We start from the raw sequence: 18,300 nt of genomic DNA on the forward strand, positions 1-18,300 counted from the left end.
GCATACGTGCCTCGGTCCTCGAGGGTGGGGCTTTGATGTGGACTCCCGGCAATCAGTCCCCGGCAATAGGCCGGTGACTCTCGCCGTTCAACGTCCCACCATTCACACGCACGTCTACTGGTGCGTCTCCGCTCCCCGACGTGGGCGAGGATCGGAGTCTGTGTGTCCGCTTCCGGGCGTAGCGTAGCCCGATGTTCTTCGCGCCGTTGTAATCCGCGTTCACCTCGTATCCGCACTTCTGGCAACAGAAGCGTTCTCCGTGGCGGTTGGCTTCGTGCGTGAATCCACAGTCCGTTCGAGAACAGCGTTGGGAGGTGTGGTTCGGCTCGACTTGCTCCACGGAGATACCCTGTTCGGGGGCCTTGTAGGAGACGTACTCGTACAGGCGTCGGAACGCCCAGACGTGGTGCCACTTCGCCCGTGAAAGCCGTTCGCGTATGTCGGTTAAGTCCTCGAACACGATGACGTCGCAACCGCGTTCGGCGGCTTCCGCGACGATTTCGTTGGTGACGGTGTGGATGTACTGTTTCCGCCATGCTTCTTCGCGTTTTCCGAGTCGAAGCAAGGCGTTGTGTGCGGCCTGCGTGCTGCGCTGTTGCATCTCACCACGTCGCTTCTCGAACTCACGACACCAGTGGTCGTACTCGTCTCCCTGCCAGAAGGTACCACTCGAGGCTACTGCGAGGCTGTTGACGCCGAGGTCGATACCGAGGACCGTTTGGTCGGGGTGCCCAGTATCTGCCGGAACCTCCGCGTCGTCACCGTCCACCTCACACCGCCGGGTCGAGATATTGAGGTAGAACTCGTCGGTCGTCGCGTCGTACCGAAGTGTACTCTCACGGAACTCGTAGTCCTCGAAGAGGACGTACCGCTCGTAGGGCGTCGGACTGTCTGCCGGAAGAACGAACGAGGGTTCGACCCGACCCTCAACAGTTGCCAGCGACACCTTGCGTCGGTAGAAGGTCGCGCTCCGCATGTCGTAGTCCATCGTTTCGGCGGTGAACGTCGGACAAGAGACACGCTGTCCCTTCTTCCAGCGTTCGACAACACCTTTGATGGCTTCGACGGCGCGACGTATCGCGGCTTGGGCGAGTTGTGCCTGTAGGCCCGTCTCCTCTCGAAGTTCGGAGTAGAGTGCGTCACGAACCTGCCGTTTGTTGGTCTTGCACTCGGTGTATGAGGCATCGGACCAACAGTAGTCGGCGGTTCGGTTCGCACAGTACAGGTATTGCTCGACAGTTCGGCAGAGTGCGTCGCGTTGCTCGTCGGAAACGGCGTTCTCATCAGCGAAGCCGACTGTGACAAGGGATTCGAGGAACTCGTCGAACCGCTCGACGTCACTGGGCCTGTCAGTCGCGAGGTGGCGTACCCACTCGATGGCCCATCGGAACGCAGGGTCGGTTCCGCCCTTTCCATGGATGTACCACCAGCGGGCTGCCTTCAGGACGACGAGCGGGTTCGTCGGTGGCTGCTCACTCGCGAGTTTCCGGGTGAGCGATGTGATCTTCTCGGGCACTTCGGCGGGATCCACCTCTCCTGATTGGGTGTTCGCTACGTCGACTGGAATCGCATCAATCGAGCTGTCGGTCGAACGATGTTGTTGACTCACGGAAAATCACCTTCTCGGAGGACTCTCTGGATCGAGCCCTCGCCCTCTTCGGGGCGCGAAAAACACTCGTAGCGTCACGCGGGCGGGAAGTAGACGCTCTGATCGCCGACGATTTGGTGGTTTCGATGGCGGTGCGAGAAGTAGCACTCGTAGTTGCAGCCTCGATGATGATGGATTGATTATGCTGACGCGTATTGCGAGGTCTATCATGTCCGACTCCTATAAGAAGACGACTAACTGTCGTCGCTTCGAACAAGAACGCAAAGAATTCGATTGATTCGGTCGGTTCGTGAGTCATGAACAAGTGACTTACTGTCGGATCGGCCGTATGATAACAGATGATTTTCGTGGACAGCCGTCGTCTTTGGATCCTCCCTCAAGGGGGTCTTTCTACTCAACTGCTCAAAGGGGTGGACCTGTTAATTACAAACTTTCTTGATAAGTGGGTCTGTTGGTTTTGGATAGATGGGGAACTCTACCGCAGAAGCCGATGTATTCGCGCCTCTGGTAGAGTGGCTCGACGGCCAGGGATACGAGTGTTTCATCCATGTCCCAGGCTCTCACCGCTCGATCAACGGATACGCTCGACTCTACGAACGGTATCCATCGCACTCGATCACGATCGGGCCGTACAAACCGGACGTCGTCGGGTTCACCCCCGCAAACCGGGTTTTTGCGATCGAAGTCAAAGGAACGGAGAATCTTCGAAAGGGACTCGGGCAGGCGCTAAGTTACCAGCGGGGCGTCGACCACGCTTACCTCGCAGCGGACGATACCGTGCTGACGCGCGTTCAAGATATCGCCGTCAGCAAGGGAATTGGAACGCTTGGCGTAAATCCCCAAACGAGTTCGATCTCACAGGAGTTTCCATCATCAGCCGAAATGAAGGATCTCCTCTACAACACACGCCACCAACTCGAGAACATGCTCGTTACTACCAACGAGTGCTCACGGCGACTCCCGAACTACGCAGATCCGCTAAATCAATTAATGCCCATCGTCGCGATCGCCAATCACGATCACACGACGGAGGAGGCGATCGGCGATCTCTGTGAGGACGAATCGTACCCATATCGCAGTGCGTATAAACGGATGATTCGACTCGCAGAGTACCTTGGGATGATCCGTCTCAAGTCCGGTGAGTACCAACTAACGGAACAAGGTTTGATGGGAGAGATCGTACTTCGGGGATATGATGTCGAGACAATTTCTGATCTGAAGGCACTGAAGGGCGGTGGGCAACTTTGGAAGAAACATCCTCCCATCGCAACGTACCTTCGCAATCGGTTCGCGTCCAATCCTGATTTCCGGACACTTTTCGAAGTACTACTGCGTCACGGCAACGGTGGCATCTCGATTCAAGAACTGTGTGGAACCTTGATAGATAACTACCCAAGTACGTTTATAAATATAGTGTACACCGATCACGAAGACGACGAGGGGCCCACACTCATCGAACAGGGCCGCGGTCACGAGATCTACAATAACCCCGAGTATCTGAAGCGGATCGTCCACAGCCAGTTCATCTCGAATACCGCCAGCCAGTTCAAGAGCCTCGGCGTGCTTGCGTCGGATTCACCCGTCATTGAGCCCAAATCAGCGTTGAACCCGGCGACCGACTACTGGTACCCTCGCGAGTTTCAATTGAAGTGATCGTACTCGATTAAACGGTATCGGCGAACTGAAGCACTTTACCAGAAAGAGAGTTAGCTCGTGTATTGACGGACATCATATAATAGGAAGATTGATCGGTTCAGAATGAAGTCATAGTGTAACAGATGGGACTTTCCGAAGAAGAGGTCTTTCAGAAGGTCACGGAAGAATTAGAGACTCGAGGATACGAGTTCTTCGTTCACTGTGATTATGATAGTATTCTCTCGAAATTCAGATCGCATACAGAATCCATATCCGGAAGATATCCCGATGTTCTTGGATTAGCTCCCGACCGCTCAGTCATTGCGATCGAAGTAAAAGGAAGTAGAGACCTCCGAACTGGAAAAGGACAGGCGTACGACTACAAAGCGGGAGCAAACTATTCGTATCTCGCAGCTGATTCAGATACATTTGAAGGATATCGTAAGACCGTTCGTGACGATGGCTTAGGCGTTATCACGGTCTCCACTGATGGTGTTCAGGATTGGAAAGAACCGCCTGCAATAACGAACAAATCACAACTTTCGGAGATACGAGACCGTCTCGCAGCTCGTATTCGAGGTGTCGAACCGATTTCGAAGATAACTGGACTAGACCTCGCCCACCCGATTCACTTCCTCGCACCGGCGATATTCTTGGAGAACATTGATAGCTATCAAAAAACGATGGGGTATAACGAATTTGTTACTGAATTTGAACGAGAGTATCTCCTCAACGGGGATGCATCGAAAGCGGCGATCGACGGCGCGACAGTACTCGGAATTATCGAATCTGGGTCGACGGTTACACTAACGGACAGGGGGCGAATCGGACTCGTGATTTTAAACAACTACGGCGTCGGTACGTTATCAGAGTTGACACGGTTGAAAGAAGAGACGTCGAATAGCGGTACTCTGTACGATGTCGCCCCTTTGCTCGCAGTGTGGCTACTTGATCAGTATCGAAAACACCCCGATTTTGAAGCGTTATATCGTACGATACAATCGTTCGATCCGGAGGTACCAATACTGCTTACCGAACTCGTAGAACTGTTAATTCGAGACTATCCGAACACTTTCCTTCAGATGTTTTGCACTGATTCGACCGAATCCTGTGATCAAGCACGAAAACTACTCTTAAAAGGAAACGTAGAACGGATTTACGAAGACGTTGACTTATTTCGCCAAATAATCCGCCAAAACCTCGTTCAAAATTTCTCCCGGCAACTCCAACATGTCGGACTCCTCTCTAAGCGGACATCGTCGACGACAGTACGTCTCGACGAATATTATCCCGATGAGTATCCTTGGTATCGTCGATCAACAGTACGAAACGCTCGCCTATTTGACCATTGAGTAGACGGGAAATCGAACAGGTAGTTTCCACAATGTACGGATGTCGACTAACTACTAGAGCGAATCCTGCACGAACTCGTTAGTGATCGTAGTGCGTTGCTCTCTCGAGGCTGTATCGAGCAACCGACTACAGACTGAGAGCACCTGACGAATATTCCCCTGCGACCGCTGGAGAATCAGGTCGAGCGATTCTTCCGTGAACGGTGAAATGTCCGATGAGTTAGTGAGCTCCCCCCGTTCTCGCTCGAGGTACCGCTCAACTAGTTCGTACAGGTCCTCGTTCGTTAATGGCCGCAGCGCAACTTCCTGCCCAATGCGCTCGCTGAACGCGTGGTACTCACTCATCACGTCCTGCCAGACTTCGGGTGCACAGCCGAACAGCATACAAAGTCCGTGACTGTTCTGGTCCATCAGGTGCCGAATACTGTTGAGCGTCGATTGCTCGTCTTTCGACGACAACCGTCCAATACTCTCGAATTCGTCGACGAACACGAAGACGGCAGTATACCCCAACTCCAAAAACAGGCTCTTCAGGGCCGTGAACGCTCTGACACCCATCGTATCGTCGTCCAAGGCAGTATGAATTTCCATCTCCTTGCGCTGCTCGTATCGAATACCCTCTGCGGTCAGCCACTGCCAGGCGTAGAGGTTCGTGTCCTCGTAGACCATGTGGACGATTGCCCTCGCAAAATCTGCGAACCGTGTTGTATCGCTCAACCGCTTGATCGCCGTCGGGACGATCTCCGAGAGGAGTACGTCGCCGTCGTTGATGAGCGACCGCATCGTGTTCGCGCTCATTGGGTTCCGATCCGTCACATCGCACGTGATTTTCGCGAGGTACTGGTATGCGATGTCCTGTATCTGGGTGAATCCGAGATCGTAGACGAATTCGTGGTAGATGTCGATGAACCCTTCTCCAGGTTGTGCGACATATCCGACAATCGCATCCTCTCGATCCTGAACAAGCGATCGGGTGTATTTGAGCGTGTGCGACTTTCCGTTTCCGTACTTCCCGGTGATGACGAGATGCTTCGACTTTCCCGTCGACAGTGTCGTAGACACCGTCGAACTGATCTCATTAGTTGCGTGTTCTTGGCCGCAGTAGAGTTCTGGATTCTCTGCGGGAACTGGACTGTACGGGAATGGGTTCGCCTCGAGGCCGAATTTCGAGTAGTCTTGCTGCTGGTCGGTAATATTGAATGCTTCACTCATGGGTTTGTGTCTGGTGTGAACGTGATGTCGCGGTCGTACACCGCGAGGTAGTAGTACTGCTTGTCGAACTGTTCGAGCCCGGCCATTACCTGTTGGGTCGATTGTGACGTCGAAACCAACGATTCGCCGTCAGCAAGTTCGATTCGTTTGATCCCCAATACAGAATTTTTGGCGGTCGTATCTAACGGTGCACCCGAGAGTTCGAGTTTGCCAACGTTCTCGCTGCACAGTGTGGCCAGTCCTTGATCGAACGCGTCTCGAGTACACCCGAGTCGCTCACAAGTTCGTTCACGGAGCTTGGGGATTGAGAGGTACCGCTGGCGGAGGTTGACACCGGCGGTTTCCTCTAGTTCGTCGTAGAGCTCGAGAAGGATGTATTGGAAGTTCTTTGGCACGCTGTTTCGAGAGGCAACATAGTAGTCGCCAGTAAATGCGTTCCGCTGGACTCCTCCCAGTCGCTCTCCCCAATCGCCGACAACTTCGATTCCCGTTTGATTGAACGAATACAGCGAGAATTCATATTCGGCTTTGAGGAACTCGAGTAACGAATCAGTGTCCGTTGGCCCACGTTCAGCGAGTGCGTCGAGAAACGCTCCGTAGTGTGGGCTACGAACGGCAAGAATGTCGTCGGCTTCCGACCACGTTTCGGATCGGATCGCCTCTAAGAATTGTTCACCGATCGGAGTCGTCGAGTAGGTTGGCTCCTCCTGGTCGCCATCTTCGCGGAGGAGAGCAATTCGCGTCGCCTCGAGAATCGTCTCTCGTGCTCGTCTATGCGTTATGGAGAGCGTTTCTTCGATGTCATCGGTTGTTCTTCGAGTTCCTTCACACAGGTGTGTGAGTTCAGTGAGGCGGGCCAGTGTAACGGGACGGACCGTCGCACGTTCGGATGTCACGCTAACCTCCGTACCTGCTGTTTAGCGGTCCTGTAGGCTCGTTGTGTGACCTCGTTTCCCCGAAACCGAAGATCCAGGTAGTCCTCGATGTCTCTTCCGGACGACGATACGTACCGAAACCGACGGAGTTCCGTCGTTAACGCCCACAGGTTGTGTTGCGTGAGTGCATTACGGTCCGCTCTGATCTCCTCAAGAGTCCGCTCACCACAGATTGGGCACGAGCACGGGAGGTACTCGAGGTCGTCGATATTCCACAGTTCTTCACCGCCGAATCCCGGTATCAGATAGTTCCGGTTTCCAGCGCTCCGAATGAACGCCGAGGAATCGAAACTATCGACACCCAGATAGAGTAACAGGGGTTGGTAGACGAGGCCGCCGAGTCCGTATACGTGCAAGTGTTTGTCTGTTGCCGTTCGCGCTGCCAGTACCAACTTCGTGACTTTCGTATAATCTGTCCTAACGGGGACAAGACTTCCCAGAGCATACCCGTCGAAATTCCCTCGCTTCTCGAGGTATCGGATACTGTTTCGAATCGTCTCTGGATCGTACCCGTGGACGCTCGCGAAGAGTGACGCCTCTCCGTTGTGTTGTTCACTCGCCGCCAGTGCGAAGTTGATACTCTGATCGATCCGTCGCTGGTTTTCTGTCGATCGATTTTGCCTCGAGAGAGGGATATCGACCGTCCCAATAATGTCCGCCTTGAGTTGTCGTTGCGTCGCAAGGGTTTCTTCGGGAGTCGTATCCAGGTCTTCGTTTGTGAAATCGAACCCTCCGCTATCAGCGTAAACGATCGTGTGTTCCGGGACGTTCATCTCTTCTCGAAGCGATACACCGTTGGTCAACCGATCCCACATCGGATCTCTATTCCTAATCGCTCGGGCGTTGATCATCGCTGTCGGTAGATCTGGAATAGAATCGATGTACTGCGGGGTATTGTCGCTCGATCGTTTTCCCAGATTTCGGACCGGGAATAAAATTGGAGTTTGCAACTCCCCATGTGGGAGATCAAGCGTTTGTTGTCGAAACAACATCCTCAACTTCGACTAAGCTGTTCCGTCAGATAGGTAATAGCCCTCTATTACGAATAACTCAACTGATAATGAGAATATTCAAAATTTGCCAAATTGCACTAGTCCAATAAGTGGAGTAGAAGGCGTTTCAACGGAAAACATGATATATGAGTCATATATTTGTTATAATCTCGGTGAGGTTCGTATGATATGCTTTCATTAGAATAGAACGGTAGTTTCAACTCCTTTCAATTAACGGACTCAAGTAACCCGCTGGAAAACATTCTTCCAATCGCTACAAGACAAGCGTGGTAGGAAGTTTTTCGAGTTACCATCACCGTTTTTCGATCAGCGTCGTATTCAAGTATCCCCTTGGTCGCCAATTTTGGTAGATGAACTTGAATAAGGCTGTTATACGCTGATTCGTATTCTGAAGTACTGATTTCTCGAGGAGGCCGCTCAAGTTCGACGGCCCTAATAATACGGGCAATTTGACGGACGTCGACCGTAGTACCACAATCGAACAGCGAGAGGTATGTAATCGTCAAGAGTCGACGTTGATTTCCTAACAGACGATACGTATCCGACACCGGTTGAGTCGCTTCATCTCTCTTCTCTGTTGTCATTATCGTTCTGAGGGTGACCCCTCACCCATCTTTGGGGGAGAAAAAATACCATGGAGCGAACTGGTAATTACATCAAAGCGACTGTAAATTACTCACGTCAAAATTCACTCAGGTCTCTTTGCGAGGTCGGGCTACCAAGACACGCCGCTTTTACGTCATCGGATGATGTGAACTCGGCCCCCAAAGCGAGATTATCGGCGAAATTCTTCAGATAGGCTCCTTTTAACGCGACAACAATTGAACCCTGTTCTTTCGCTTGTTTGGTGCGAGCAGGGATCGAGACAACATTGTCGAATTGCTCCGCGAGTTCTTCTTGGTTGAAAGCCACTGCCAGTGTTTCGGGTGGCAGTGAAGACACCACGTCGGGCATGTCTAACGCTCGGTAGTAGTCGGTTCCAAGAGGGAAGAATATGAGATCGTACGTCAAAGCAGTCGCCAGTTCTCGGACTCGACGGGAAATCCCGAGAGTCTCGGAGCGGGATTCAATCTCCTTCGCCGTCATCTCCGCGAACGTGACGTTATACGGGGGGAGTTCTTCGTCCTCTTCGACGACTCCGAACCCAGCGCTGATGAAGTACCGATTGATGGCGTGTCCGTTGGCACGGAGCGAGTCGATCGCATCACCGATGTACTGCTGTTGACGACCGGTGTAGAGTTTCCGTGCTGGGATGCTGGCTACTCCTTCACGAGCACGGAGTGAGTCGAGACTCGACTCATCAAGTTCCGGCGCATCGTATACTGCACTATCGTTCGGATATGATTTACTGTTCGAACACTGATCGACGATGAGGATTTTCATGACTAAAACTCCATTAACCCTTTCTGCACCATGAACTCAGGCAGAAACTCGCTGTCGTATCCAAGCTGGTCGAGAACGGCCGCTCGGAACTCCGACGGCACTTGGTACGACGCTATCGTGCATCCTTGTTGTTCAATCCGTTCAACGACGTCAGGGTGAATAGTCTTGTCAGGGTCGTACAGGAACACTTTCTGATATCGTGCACAGAACTCGCCGACAGACGCCGCCATCTCGGTCGGATCAAGCGAAACCGTCGTCGGTGGTTCCGACCACCACTCGTGAATTCCTTCAGCGCTTATGACTCCGACCTCCGCTACAGGAAGATCGTGGACATCCGACCAGAAGTCCGTCTGCTCGGTGAGGAAGTATCCCTCCACAGAACTCCACGACGTCAGGGAGTCGGAGGCAGGCATCGCGACGAGAGTCTTTGGAAGCGCTTCCCGAAATTGGTCATAAAACCGTTTCGTGTTGTGAAACCCACGGCGCCGGTTTCGGTTATTCGCCCGGAAGATCGCCACTTCGATGCCATGCTCTCTGCAGATCCGACAGTCACACTCTTTCCACGGCTCCTCTCGAAGGAGTCGCTTGTACTCCTCGAGTAATCGCTCGTCGCCTATCCACGACGCGTAATCTTCCACGAGTAGCCAAATCTGATCGAACGTGCCGGTGTCGCCCGAGTATTTTTCGCGCTGTTCAATGGTCTCTGCCATTCTGGGGAAGGTTCCGTCGAACTGCTCTCGAGCGGTATCGATCAATGATTGGTATTTGTCGAAGTCTAGTGGTGACTTGGGATTGTCGTCTCTAAGCAACTTGATTACGGCATTACGGAGAGGGCGACTGAAACTCGCCCGGAGTTCGCGACCGTACTCGTAGTCGTCCCGGAAATGCTCCTCGATGTCACGGAGAAGGCGTTGATCGTACGCGTCGTCGTGTCTATGCGTTTTCAAGTATGGCGCCAGTCCGTCCAGTGCGCGTTCTGCGTCTGTGACCCACGCTCGGATGGCCTTAGAAATCAATTCCCCCTCGTCGAAGGCGCGAAGTGAATGAAGGAGTTCCTGACCACGCAGGGCAATTTGAATCCGCTTTTCGAGTGAGTCTCGGTTCGATCCAAATCGAACACGAAGTGCATCGTATCGTCGTTCGCTATCGAGGTGGTAGTTGTCGCCACCGGTCCAGGCTGACCGAAGCATACTTGCGCTGTCGAAGCTCGACATTCCGGTCTGTCCGATTGCATCGAATGCATCCGTTTTGGCAAACCCGAATACGTGTGTGTCAACCCTCGTTTTTCGAGTACGTTCGTGCTCCTTGACTGCGTTTCCGACGCCTGTGACGATATCACGGATTCTGGCAGCGTTACTTCCTGCGACGCCACCGATTCCAATGTACTGGTATCCACGTTCAAGCACCTGTTCAGCAGCACGGGCGTACGATATTGGATCCCATCCCTGAATAGCGACCATCAGACGGAATGAGTAGTCGTTAGCGTCGTACAGTTCCTTCATCTCCCTGGCGTTGTTGAGGGTCAATTGATACCGAAACTCTGTGTCGTCCTCACGGTAAACAGCACGAGGATCAGTACAGAGCCGCTCGAGGACTGCGACTGGATCACCTTCGAAGTCCTCCGGCTCGAACTGGTTTACTGAAGGGGCATCGCAAATCGTTGAATCGTAATCCTCGACATATGCAGGCCACTCCGACGGCCATTCATCGATCATCACATCGACCTCATCAGTCAACTCTTTGGGGAGTTCACTGGGTGTGAATTCTGCATCAGCGAACGCACGTTTGTCGAGATATAGACGGGTCTCGTGACCGGAGCCAAGTACGAGATGATCGATCGTCACCCCAACTGTAACATCGAGGTTCTCGTAAAACGCCAACATTTCGTCGTTGTCATAGGGTGGGAATGGGAGCGTTTTGTATCCCCAGGCGCCGCAGTCGCTAATCGTCGGAAGCCAATTGGGGATATTGAGATTGGACTGTTCGTCGTAAACACCGTGGGACGTAAGCCGATCGAACTTCGTCGCGCTCTCTTCGACCTGTTCACGTGAGATTAGAACCCCGTCGATCGGGGTGGTCTCATAGTCAAAGATGTCCCAAATATACTGCAACTGGCGCTCGTCTTTTCCGAGTTCCGAATGCTCGTCGTGCTCAAAATCGTAGTGAGCGTCGACGTTGTCATCCCATTCAGGAACGTAAAACCTCACAGACAGTATTCACCACGATGTGATTGTTTGCTCTCGCATATGAATCTCTCCATCCGATTTTTAAGCACTTGTCATAGTTATTTTATTGGCCCACATGCTCCCAAGGTGGGGCTTAGCAGTCATGCTGTTCCGTATACTTGGGTCGTGCGAAACAATTACCGCCTGACATCCACTCCGAACAAGTGTTATAAGGATGATTGTTGGATTCTGTCATACCGAATCCTGTCCCGTTCTAATATGGGTTAAATGTTGTCGATCGTTCATGTGAACTCCACATTCCCTACGATATTTTGAATTACTATCAAGATGTAGCTCGCCTGCAGGACGTGTGATGTGGCGTATTCCGCCTGCAGACAATCCTGAATTGAGTCAGATATAAATGTTGTACCTGGTGCTCAGCCGATTTCTCGTTGGATTACTTATTGTGTACTCTCGAAGTTGAGGCGCTCCAGAGACCACTACAACCGAGGTCGGCCAAATCAGTATTTCATGGACAAACCTGCTGAGAGGGGCTAAACTATATAGCTCTGTTTTTGGACACAGCTTCACCGATCTGATTCTTTAATAGAGTCGTTTTGGGAAGCATTAAGACTAACTGAGACAACCACACGCTCTAATCGGACTACTGAACCTTTGGATACTGTCGGATCTCCTACCGACCTTATTCACCCCGCAGTTGAAGACTCAGATGCGCACCTAACGATCCCTGCAGTTCGTCGATTTCCTTGTCGGATAGAGACGACAACTGAACCGAACCCCCAGAGATGAGGGATCGCACGTGCTCTTCGGCTCCCGAGCCACGGAACGGTTCCATGAGTTTGTTCTCAATATTCTCTAACTCTATGACTACATTTTGACGCACCTGCTTCCGAATCGATTGTTCTTGCTCCGAAAACTGTTTATCAGTTTGATAACTCACTTCATCTAGATCCTCAATTTCCTCCTCAATTATCCGAATGCGATCCGGTGGAATACGATTAGTTCGCTGGTTGAGTGAATTGAGTCCCTTCAGATGTGAACTCAATTTATGTTTTACCCCCTGAATCTCGCCCCGAATTCGCTGTTCTTCTTCGTCCAATGCCTCCGTTAGCCCGGTCAGTTTGTCTTCGGTTCGGTCGAATTGATTGGATTCCCACGCTGTCTTCACCTGTTCGACTTTCTGTACCGTTTCGTCACTCGGACTGAAACCCTCGATGTTGCTCTTTTTTCCACCAGACAACTCCTCAAACCTCGCCCCGAGAAGTACCGTCTTACGCATTGTCTGAACAGCGTCTTCCAGTCGCGAGGCCAGCTGCTGGTTTCGATGCTGCTCGTAGTACGCTTCGAGTTGACGTTCTAGTTCACTGATTGGCATATATTTCGCTCATTTTTAAGAAGCTATCAGATTCGATTTCACTAGACCCCGTCTCTAGATCTAGGGCTAGGATTCGTTTCGTAGCTTCGTGTCCGAATATTGCGAGACCAAGAAGATGTGCCTGTTGCTGTTTACTATTGGAGCTGGCCTGATCGAGATCTTCGTGGATCGTACAGGACTCCAGTAGGTTCTCGATCTTCTGATCAGATACCTTTGAAAAGGTAATCAGATTTTCTCGGACACCCGAATCGACGCTATCGTATGTTTTGAGCTTCTTCGTTATATCACGGACATTTTCCATATCGATCCCACGCAACTGCTCGTTGACGAAACGAGGTGCAACATCTGCTTCTTCGCCCGCTGGTAAGTCATCCAATTTCCGGATAGTTCTGTATACCTGCAACCCCACTTCTCGGAGATGTGTATCCGTGTCAAATCGAACTTTCGCTGGAAGATCACTAAGTGCACTCTTCGTGAGACGCCCTCCGATATCGAACGGGTGAGATCCTTTAAGGATCTCATTCAATCGAGGTACATCGACAACGTTACTGCTGATCGCGAATACGTCCCCAAACAGTGACTCGATCGGATCGATGAAATCGAAAATGTTCGTAATTCCGTCATAGGTTTCCTTGTCGGCAAAATCCTTCAGCATTTCATCTAGGTCATCGTCTATCTCAGGTCGTGTGTTGGCGGTATAGAGCGACGAAAGTCGTTTACCAGTAACTTGCTGGCTCGGATCAGATAGAATCGCCAGTACTCCGTATGCGCTCGCGACGAACTCTTCAAAAGTACTATTCCGATGACTTGTCCCGTAGAAGTATTTTGGAGCCAGATACGCGCCACGAACGTGTTCCTGCCATTGCTGAGCGTAGCCGGCGAGTTGTGATCCGTTTCGATCAAACAACTCTTTGTAATCGGCTCGGCTCGGATCCAGATCTCGCGTGATACCGAACTTGAGTAGTTTCAGAAGCTGTGGATGGGTGAATTCCGTTGGATCGATCTGAATTTGATCTGTTTCCGCTGGTCCACCATCGGTGAAGGTGAAGGGGTGGCGTTCGCTCCCTACTAACACTTCCAAATCGCCGTCAGGAAACATCTCGAATCCATTTGTAAGTCGATCAATCGCGTCCGTTAACCCTCGTTTAATGTACACATCCACCTCTGAGGCCTTCTGATTCTGCGTGTCCGATTGCCACGTATCGATGTGCTTTCTGGCTTCATCGTAGCGCTCCTGAACCGGATCCTTTTTGTTTTCCTTTATATCGCCATTGCCGCCGCCAGATATCGCTCCCTCCGTCAACGGGATAACAAGAGTGTCAACTCCGTCGATTTCAGTTCTCGTGATATCGTACTCTTCAAAGAGTTCTGGCTCGTCGATTCCGAACGCTCTAGCGAATCGCCGATCGACAGTCACTACGCTCTTGCCGTCCATCTCTTGCTGTGCCCCGTACCACTGTGCAAGCCGTCGAAGGGGTTCGTTTTCGTAAATGTCCTCGTTGTCAAGTACAATCGAGTTGGACAGCACGTCATCGATCTCACTCCATGCAGCAGGGACGGTCACATCTCCGTGATAGTACGCACTCAGAATCTTCGAGATCGTCTGGATGTATATTCGGGGTCGCTGCTCTTCATCGGGCAACCCTTCATATATCCGATCAATGAACGTCTCGTTGAATGGGAATACGTCCCTAAACGTTTCGTCGCAGAACGTACACCGAGCGCAGATACTTTGATTCTTAGGTTGGCGAAGTTCACTTTTCCGATCTTCGTCGACGTACCTGACGCTGTTATCACGATTTTTTACGTAGCCGAGAAACGGTCGGGCGAAATCCACTGCCGAGTCCTCATTCAAGAAGAGGACATGATTGGAATCGCGCTTATTGGTTCGGTAGAACCGGATCCACTCACGATCCTTTGCTGTGTTCGTCTCTAGGGTGCGTGTCGATTCTTGTGTTCCTGCGATGATGAAATCCCACGTGTTCTCGGGGGAGTCCTGTTCGATGTACTCCTGTAGTCGTTGAGCATCGAGCGCCGAGACAGAGAAATCTTCGAAGACGAGAACTGGGCGTTCGTCGAGATTTTCAGCAACTTCAGCTAAAAGTGAATCCATTGTTGGTGTTCCGTAGTCCTGACGGATTGCTGTCCAGATAGCCTCATTCCAATGTTCAGCTGCGGTTTCGTCATCCACGTCCTCGAACACGTTGAGGAAGTTGTATTGTGCTATCTCGTTGGCTTCGTCGGAGACGGTAATGAACTCAATTTTCGTTGCGAACTCTCCCCGTTGAGCTAACTTCGTGATTTTTTTCTCGATGAAGTCGATGACGTCGTCTTCTTGGTCGTTGGTCAAGTCGACTGTACTACTATCCAGATCTGCAATCGTGAGCATCGCCCCTGACGTGATACGCTTTGCGACGAGACCTCGGTGCTGTCGAACCTGTCGCCTCAGTTTCTCCAGTTGATCCCTCTCCTCTAACGTGTCCCCTCCTGAGACCCGCTCATAGAAGTCCGGGATCTCCTCAGCCATGATTGTAAGCAAATCCGCATTCTTATCGATGTGGAGGACATTCCGCCCCGCCTCTTTGAGTTCTAACGAAAGATACGCACAGAGTTCGGATTTCCCTGTGCCGACGTTCCCGTCGATTATCGTGACGAGATTCCGTCGACGCTGCTTCAAGAACTCGGAGAGAATTTTATCTTCCTTGACTTCCCTCTCCTCTCCGCTGTGTTTCTCGAATACTGTGATCGGACGATGGGTGAACCGGAACAGATCTGGCCGATCAGACCGAACCTTCGCGACCTCACTAAACAGATCATCAAAGAGTTCTTCATCGATTTTCTGATAGTGAGGACACAAACTCCCGTCAGGCGGTGAGACCTCTGTAATTTCAGTAGTCATGTTAAGTTATCCTTAGATAGTTTTTCGCCTTCGAGATCCCACTGTGGGACGGAATTCCCGGCAGTTCGAATCCTGAAGGATCGCCACGTTTGGTGACTTTCAGCTTTCCGTCCGAAACCAATTCGTACAACGTCCGGGCGAAAGGAGCGGGGAGCGCATTCTCTGAGGAAGTCGGGATTCGTAGACAATTGTCCTCAAGCCATTCCAGATATTCAGAAAATCCAACTCCGTCGCTTTCGCCCACTTCTTCGGCTGCGAGCGTGATAGTCCGCTCGATGAGGTTTGGATCGAACCGAACGATGAATGCGCTTCGTCGGCCGGATTTGTAGCCACGAATAAGACCCAGATATTCGGCTTGATTTGTCCAGTGAGAAAATTTCGTACTATTCAATTTCATTCTCCCTTTCTGGGATTGCGGTTCGTATCCAACGTCGACGTGCCAGTTGTCAATTTTCCTAATAAGGCCCTCATCGGTCTGTACGAAGCGATTTGTCCCTTCTTTCAACAAATATTCGAGATTCAGCAGTACTGAGGACTGCAATCCCCACTGCTGCGGTGAGCACTCCGCTGCAACTGAGTTTAAGATGTGAAGACGGAACTGGAGATTAAAATCCACCGCATCGAACGCCAGAGGGGTTAACGTATATTCAAATTCAGATTTCCCTCCTAAGTTAAAGATCCGAAATCCTTTCGTGATTAACTCGACCGTGTCATCTTCGACACAAAGGATGTCTTTCAACTCCGATTCAGTCTTCGAACCGTTTTGAATCGCACGATAGGCGACTTCCAATAGCGTGAGATTTTGCACCTCGTTCAACGCGTACGCCCCTGTCGGCATCGACACATTAGTTTCCCCACTGCTCATATGATCCGACTCGCTACCGCGATCGATCGGGGGCGGTGGACAATATCTATCGACAATCCGGATCCGTCAGCCATATCTTCTCTATATTAGACCATCAACTTATGTTTATTGCTTAATACTATGACGATACTATTGTCAAACAAACATCAAGATGGGGACAAATATATGCTCTGCCACACCCAACGATTTGGATGTGTCTGAATCGGCATCCTTCCCAATCAGTGATTCTCTGACTGTACTGGATGGGGAGACGATCTACCGGACTGACGAATGGCATAAAGCAGCCGTGCTCTATACCCATGAGGATAAAAATTCGGATTTCTCTGATCCCGAACTCGCAATTTATCTTTGGCACAAACGGGATGGGAAGTGGGGACGAAAGCAAAAATACTCGATCCGAACCGCTGACGGCTGGAAGGAAGACCGGGAAGTGTTGGAACAGTTATTGAACGCATTCGACGGAGAGATCATTTCGGGCGAATTCACCGATCCAAATGCTGAGCTTCCGGTGAGTGATTACTACAATGTCTCCACTGGCATAACCGTCTTCAAGACGAACCGGTGGTGGAAAGCGGGAGTTGTAATTGATGCGAAAGGTGAGTACGAGACGACCGAGGTCATCCTCTACGTCTGGCAACGATCGGACGACGAGTGGAAGGTTCGCCAGAAATACGCGGTGAAGCGCCCAGGCGACTGGAAAGATGATCTGGAAGCACTTTCACCGTTGCTTGACGAACTCGAATCTGGAGCGGATGTAACTTCTGATGAGGTTGCTAATAACGACACCCCTGCCGCCGATAGGCAGATCGACCGCGAACGCCTTCAAAAGGCGATGGAGCGTCGGCATCTCACGCGTGAATTGGCCGATGCGAACTAGGGGCGGTCACTACCGGGAACCCTATTTCTCTCCTGTGGCTTGATCCAACCAACTGGCTAACCGTCTTTCCACAGGATTCGACACCTCCAGCACATTGAGATACGATCGGGCGTCGTCCATCGCGGCCATCTCCTGTCGAAAATGCGGATCGAATAACCCTTCTTTTCTACGAGCGAGGCCATTGAAGTAGGTGGCAATCTCTCGTCCCTGATGATAATCCAATTCCACTCGACGCCGAAGCCATTTGGCGAATTCGATTCGTTGGTCTTCATTAAGGAGGCGCGTTCCTTGTTGCACATCGGTCATAAAGATATCCGAGAACGTTCTCCATATCGGTAGATACGGCGCTTCTGGAAGTATCTCGAAAAATTTGGGGAGTGAACTGACTCGTCTCCCAGTCACTTCCTCAAACAGTAATGCATTCTCTTGGACGAATATGTTTAGTGAGTGCTTCACAGGAAATTGATAGCCAAACTCTTCGTATCTCGTCTCGAATGCCTCGTAGACCCGATAATAGTTCAACTCTCGTTTGAGGAAATCCATTTCTCGAAGCGGCCGGATCGTGCCACTCATCTGGAAATCCTTCGACCCCGCACCGACGATCATGCGAGCACTACTTCGGGTGTAGGAATTGATGATCGAGCTGAGACTAAAGAGGGGAAGTTTGTCCTCATAATATTGGTCGCTGATAGCAACGAGGTCACGTTTCGGTGGAATCTCGACGTCATCCATATGAACGAACTCTGGTGCTTCGAGTTCGAATTGATTCGTCTCCCACTGGTCGACCTTCTGCCAGGATTTAGGACAGGTCATCCGATCCCAACCCAGTCGAAACAGAGCAGGGTATTTGCGGAGGGCGCATAGTTTTTCTCGCTTCTCCGACCGATACAGTTCGTCATAGATGAAATACACTCCTGGTTCCTGCAATGCTCGATTCAGAGTTTTCCATTTCATTGGCT

General features: G+C 51.3%; 14 protein-coding genes. 3 read left to right on the forward strand and 11 right to left on the reverse strand.

Annotated elements, in window-relative coordinates; genetic code table 11:
- Positions 1–52 precede the first annotated feature (52 nt).
- Positions 53–1,609 (reverse strand): RNA-guided endonuclease InsQ/TnpB family protein, encoded by a 1,557-nt coding sequence (locus NGM29_RS19415; RefSeq protein WP_256548193.1) that lies wholly within the window; start codon positions 1,607–1,609, stop codon positions 53–55.
- Positions 1,610–2,074: 465 nt separating this feature from the next.
- Between NGM29_RS19415 and NGM29_RS19420 the strand changes: the two genes are divergently transcribed.
- On the forward strand, positions 2,075–3,262 hold the full coding sequence (locus tag NGM29_RS19420) for a hypothetical protein (protein ID WP_254160754.1): 1,188 nt from the start codon (positions 2,075–2,077) through the stop codon (positions 3,260–3,262).
- 125 nt (positions 3,263–3,387) lie between these two features.
- On the forward strand, positions 3,388–4,596 hold the full coding sequence (locus tag NGM29_RS19425; RefSeq protein ID WP_254160756.1) for a hypothetical protein: 1,209 nt from the start codon (positions 3,388–3,390) through the stop codon (positions 4,594–4,596).
- Positions 4,597–4,650: 54 nt separating this feature from the next.
- Here NGM29_RS19425 and NGM29_RS19430 read toward each other — a convergent pair whose 3' ends face one another.
- From NGM29_RS19430 to NGM29_RS19465, 9 genes are all read right to left on the reverse strand, one after another.
- Positions 4,651–5,808 carry a BREX system ATP-binding domain-containing protein gene (locus NGM29_RS19430; protein ID WP_254160758.1) on the reverse strand — a complete coding sequence of 386 codons (1,158 nt, stop codon included), beginning with the start codon at positions 5,806–5,808 and terminating at the stop codon, positions 4,651–4,653.
- Positions 5,805–6,704 carry a hypothetical protein gene (locus NGM29_RS19435; RefSeq protein WP_254160759.1) on the reverse strand — a complete coding sequence of 300 codons (900 nt, stop codon included), beginning with the start codon at positions 6,702–6,704 and terminating at the stop codon, positions 5,805–5,807. Before NGM29_RS19435 ends, NGM29_RS19430 begins: the two co-directional genes overlap by 4 nt.
- Positions 6,701–7,735: a tRNA-guanine transglycosylase gene (locus tag NGM29_RS19440; RefSeq protein WP_254160760.1), complete on the reverse strand. Its 1,035-nt coding sequence runs from the start codon at positions 7,733–7,735 to the stop codon at positions 6,701–6,703. The genes NGM29_RS19435 and NGM29_RS19440 overlap by 4 nt, the downstream gene beginning before the upstream one ends.
- Positions 7,736–7,962: 227 nt before the next feature.
- The gene (locus tag NGM29_RS21540) at positions 7,963–8,340 is read right to left on the reverse strand and encodes a DUF7344 domain-containing protein (RefSeq protein WP_425499273.1); all 378 of its coding nucleotides are present in this window, start codon (positions 8,338–8,340) and stop codon (positions 7,963–7,965) included.
- 97 nt (positions 8,341–8,437) lie between these two features.
- Positions 8,438–9,139 (reverse strand): hypothetical protein, encoded by a 702-nt coding sequence (locus NGM29_RS19445; RefSeq protein ID WP_254160761.1) that lies wholly within the window; start codon positions 9,137–9,139, stop codon positions 8,438–8,440.
- A 2-nt stretch (positions 9,140–9,141) separates the two neighbouring features.
- Positions 9,142–11,346: a queuine tRNA-ribosyltransferase tRNA-guanine transglycosylase gene (locus NGM29_RS19450; RefSeq protein ID WP_254160762.1), complete on the reverse strand. Its 2,205-nt coding sequence runs from the start codon at positions 11,344–11,346 to the stop codon at positions 9,142–9,144.
- A 661-nt stretch (positions 11,347–12,007) separates the two neighbouring features.
- On the reverse strand, positions 12,008–12,700 hold the full coding sequence (locus NGM29_RS19455; RefSeq protein ID WP_254160763.1) for a hypothetical protein: 693 nt from the start codon (positions 12,698–12,700) through the stop codon (positions 12,008–12,010).
- Positions 12,687–15,599 carry an ATP-binding protein gene (locus NGM29_RS19460; RefSeq protein WP_254160764.1) on the reverse strand — a complete coding sequence of 971 codons (2,913 nt, stop codon included), beginning with the start codon at positions 15,597–15,599 and terminating at the stop codon, positions 12,687–12,689. Before NGM29_RS19460 ends, NGM29_RS19455 begins: the two co-directional genes overlap by 14 nt.
- 1 nt (position 15,600) lies before the next feature.
- A complete protein-coding gene (locus NGM29_RS19465) occupies positions 15,601–16,464 on the reverse strand; it encodes a hypothetical protein (protein WP_254160765.1) in 864 nt (287 codons plus the stop codon).
- 193 nt (positions 16,465–16,657) lie between these two features.
- Here NGM29_RS19465 and NGM29_RS19470 point away from each other — a divergent pair, with 193 nt between their 5' ends.
- Entirely contained in the window at positions 16,658–17,341 is a 684-nt protein-coding gene (locus tag NGM29_RS19470; protein ID WP_254160767.1) for a hypothetical protein, read from the forward strand.
- Positions 17,342–17,362: 21 nt separating this feature from the next.
- Here NGM29_RS19470 and NGM29_RS19475 read toward each other — a convergent pair whose 3' ends face one another.
- Positions 17,363–18,295, reverse strand: a complete 933-nt coding sequence (locus NGM29_RS19475) for a hypothetical protein (RefSeq protein WP_254160769.1) — start codon at positions 18,293–18,295, stop codon at positions 17,363–17,365.
- Positions 18,296–18,300: the final 5 nt, after the last annotated feature.

Origin of the sequence: Natronosalvus rutilus (assembly GCF_024204665.1) — an archaeon.
Lineage (GTDB): Archaea > Halobacteriota > Halobacteria > Halobacteriales > Natrialbaceae > Natronosalvus > Natronosalvus rutilus.

Excerpts from the sequence above, each read along its gene's own strand:
- NGM29_RS21540 (WP_425499273.1), bottom strand. The coding sequence starts at position 8,340 with ATGACAACAGAGAAGAGAGATGAAGCGACTCAACCGGTGTCGGATACG.
- NGM29_RS19460 (WP_254160764.1), bottom strand. The coding sequence starts at position 15,599 with ATGACTACTGAAATTACAGAGGTCTCACCGCCTGACGGGAGTTTGTGT.
- NGM29_RS19455 (WP_254160763.1), bottom strand. The coding sequence starts at position 12,700 with ATGCCAATCAGTGAACTAGAACGTCAACTCGAAGCGTACTACGAGCAG.
- NGM29_RS19430 (WP_254160758.1), bottom strand. The coding sequence starts at position 5,808 with ATGAGTGAAGCATTCAATATTACCGACCAGCAGCAAGACTACTCGAAA.
- NGM29_RS19420 (WP_254160754.1), top strand. The coding sequence starts at position 2,075 with ATGGGGAACTCTACCGCAGAAGCCGATGTATTCGCGCCTCTGGTAGAG.
- NGM29_RS19445 (WP_254160761.1), bottom strand. The coding sequence starts at position 9,139 with ATGAAAATCCTCATCGTCGATCAGTGTTCGAACAGTAAATCATATCCG.
- NGM29_RS19475 (WP_254160769.1), bottom strand. The coding sequence starts at position 18,295 with ATGAAATGGAAAACTCTGAATCGAGCATTGCAGGAACCAGGAGTGTAT.
- NGM29_RS19425 (WP_254160756.1), top strand. The coding sequence starts at position 3,388 with ATGGGACTTTCCGAAGAAGAGGTCTTTCAGAAGGTCACGGAAGAATTA.
- NGM29_RS19440 (WP_254160760.1), bottom strand. The coding sequence starts at position 7,735 with ATGTTGTTTCGACAACAAACGCTTGATCTCCCACATGGGGAGTTGCAA.
- NGM29_RS19465 (WP_254160765.1), bottom strand. The coding sequence starts at position 16,464 with ATGAGCAGTGGGGAAACTAATGTGTCGATGCCGACAGGGGCGTACGCG.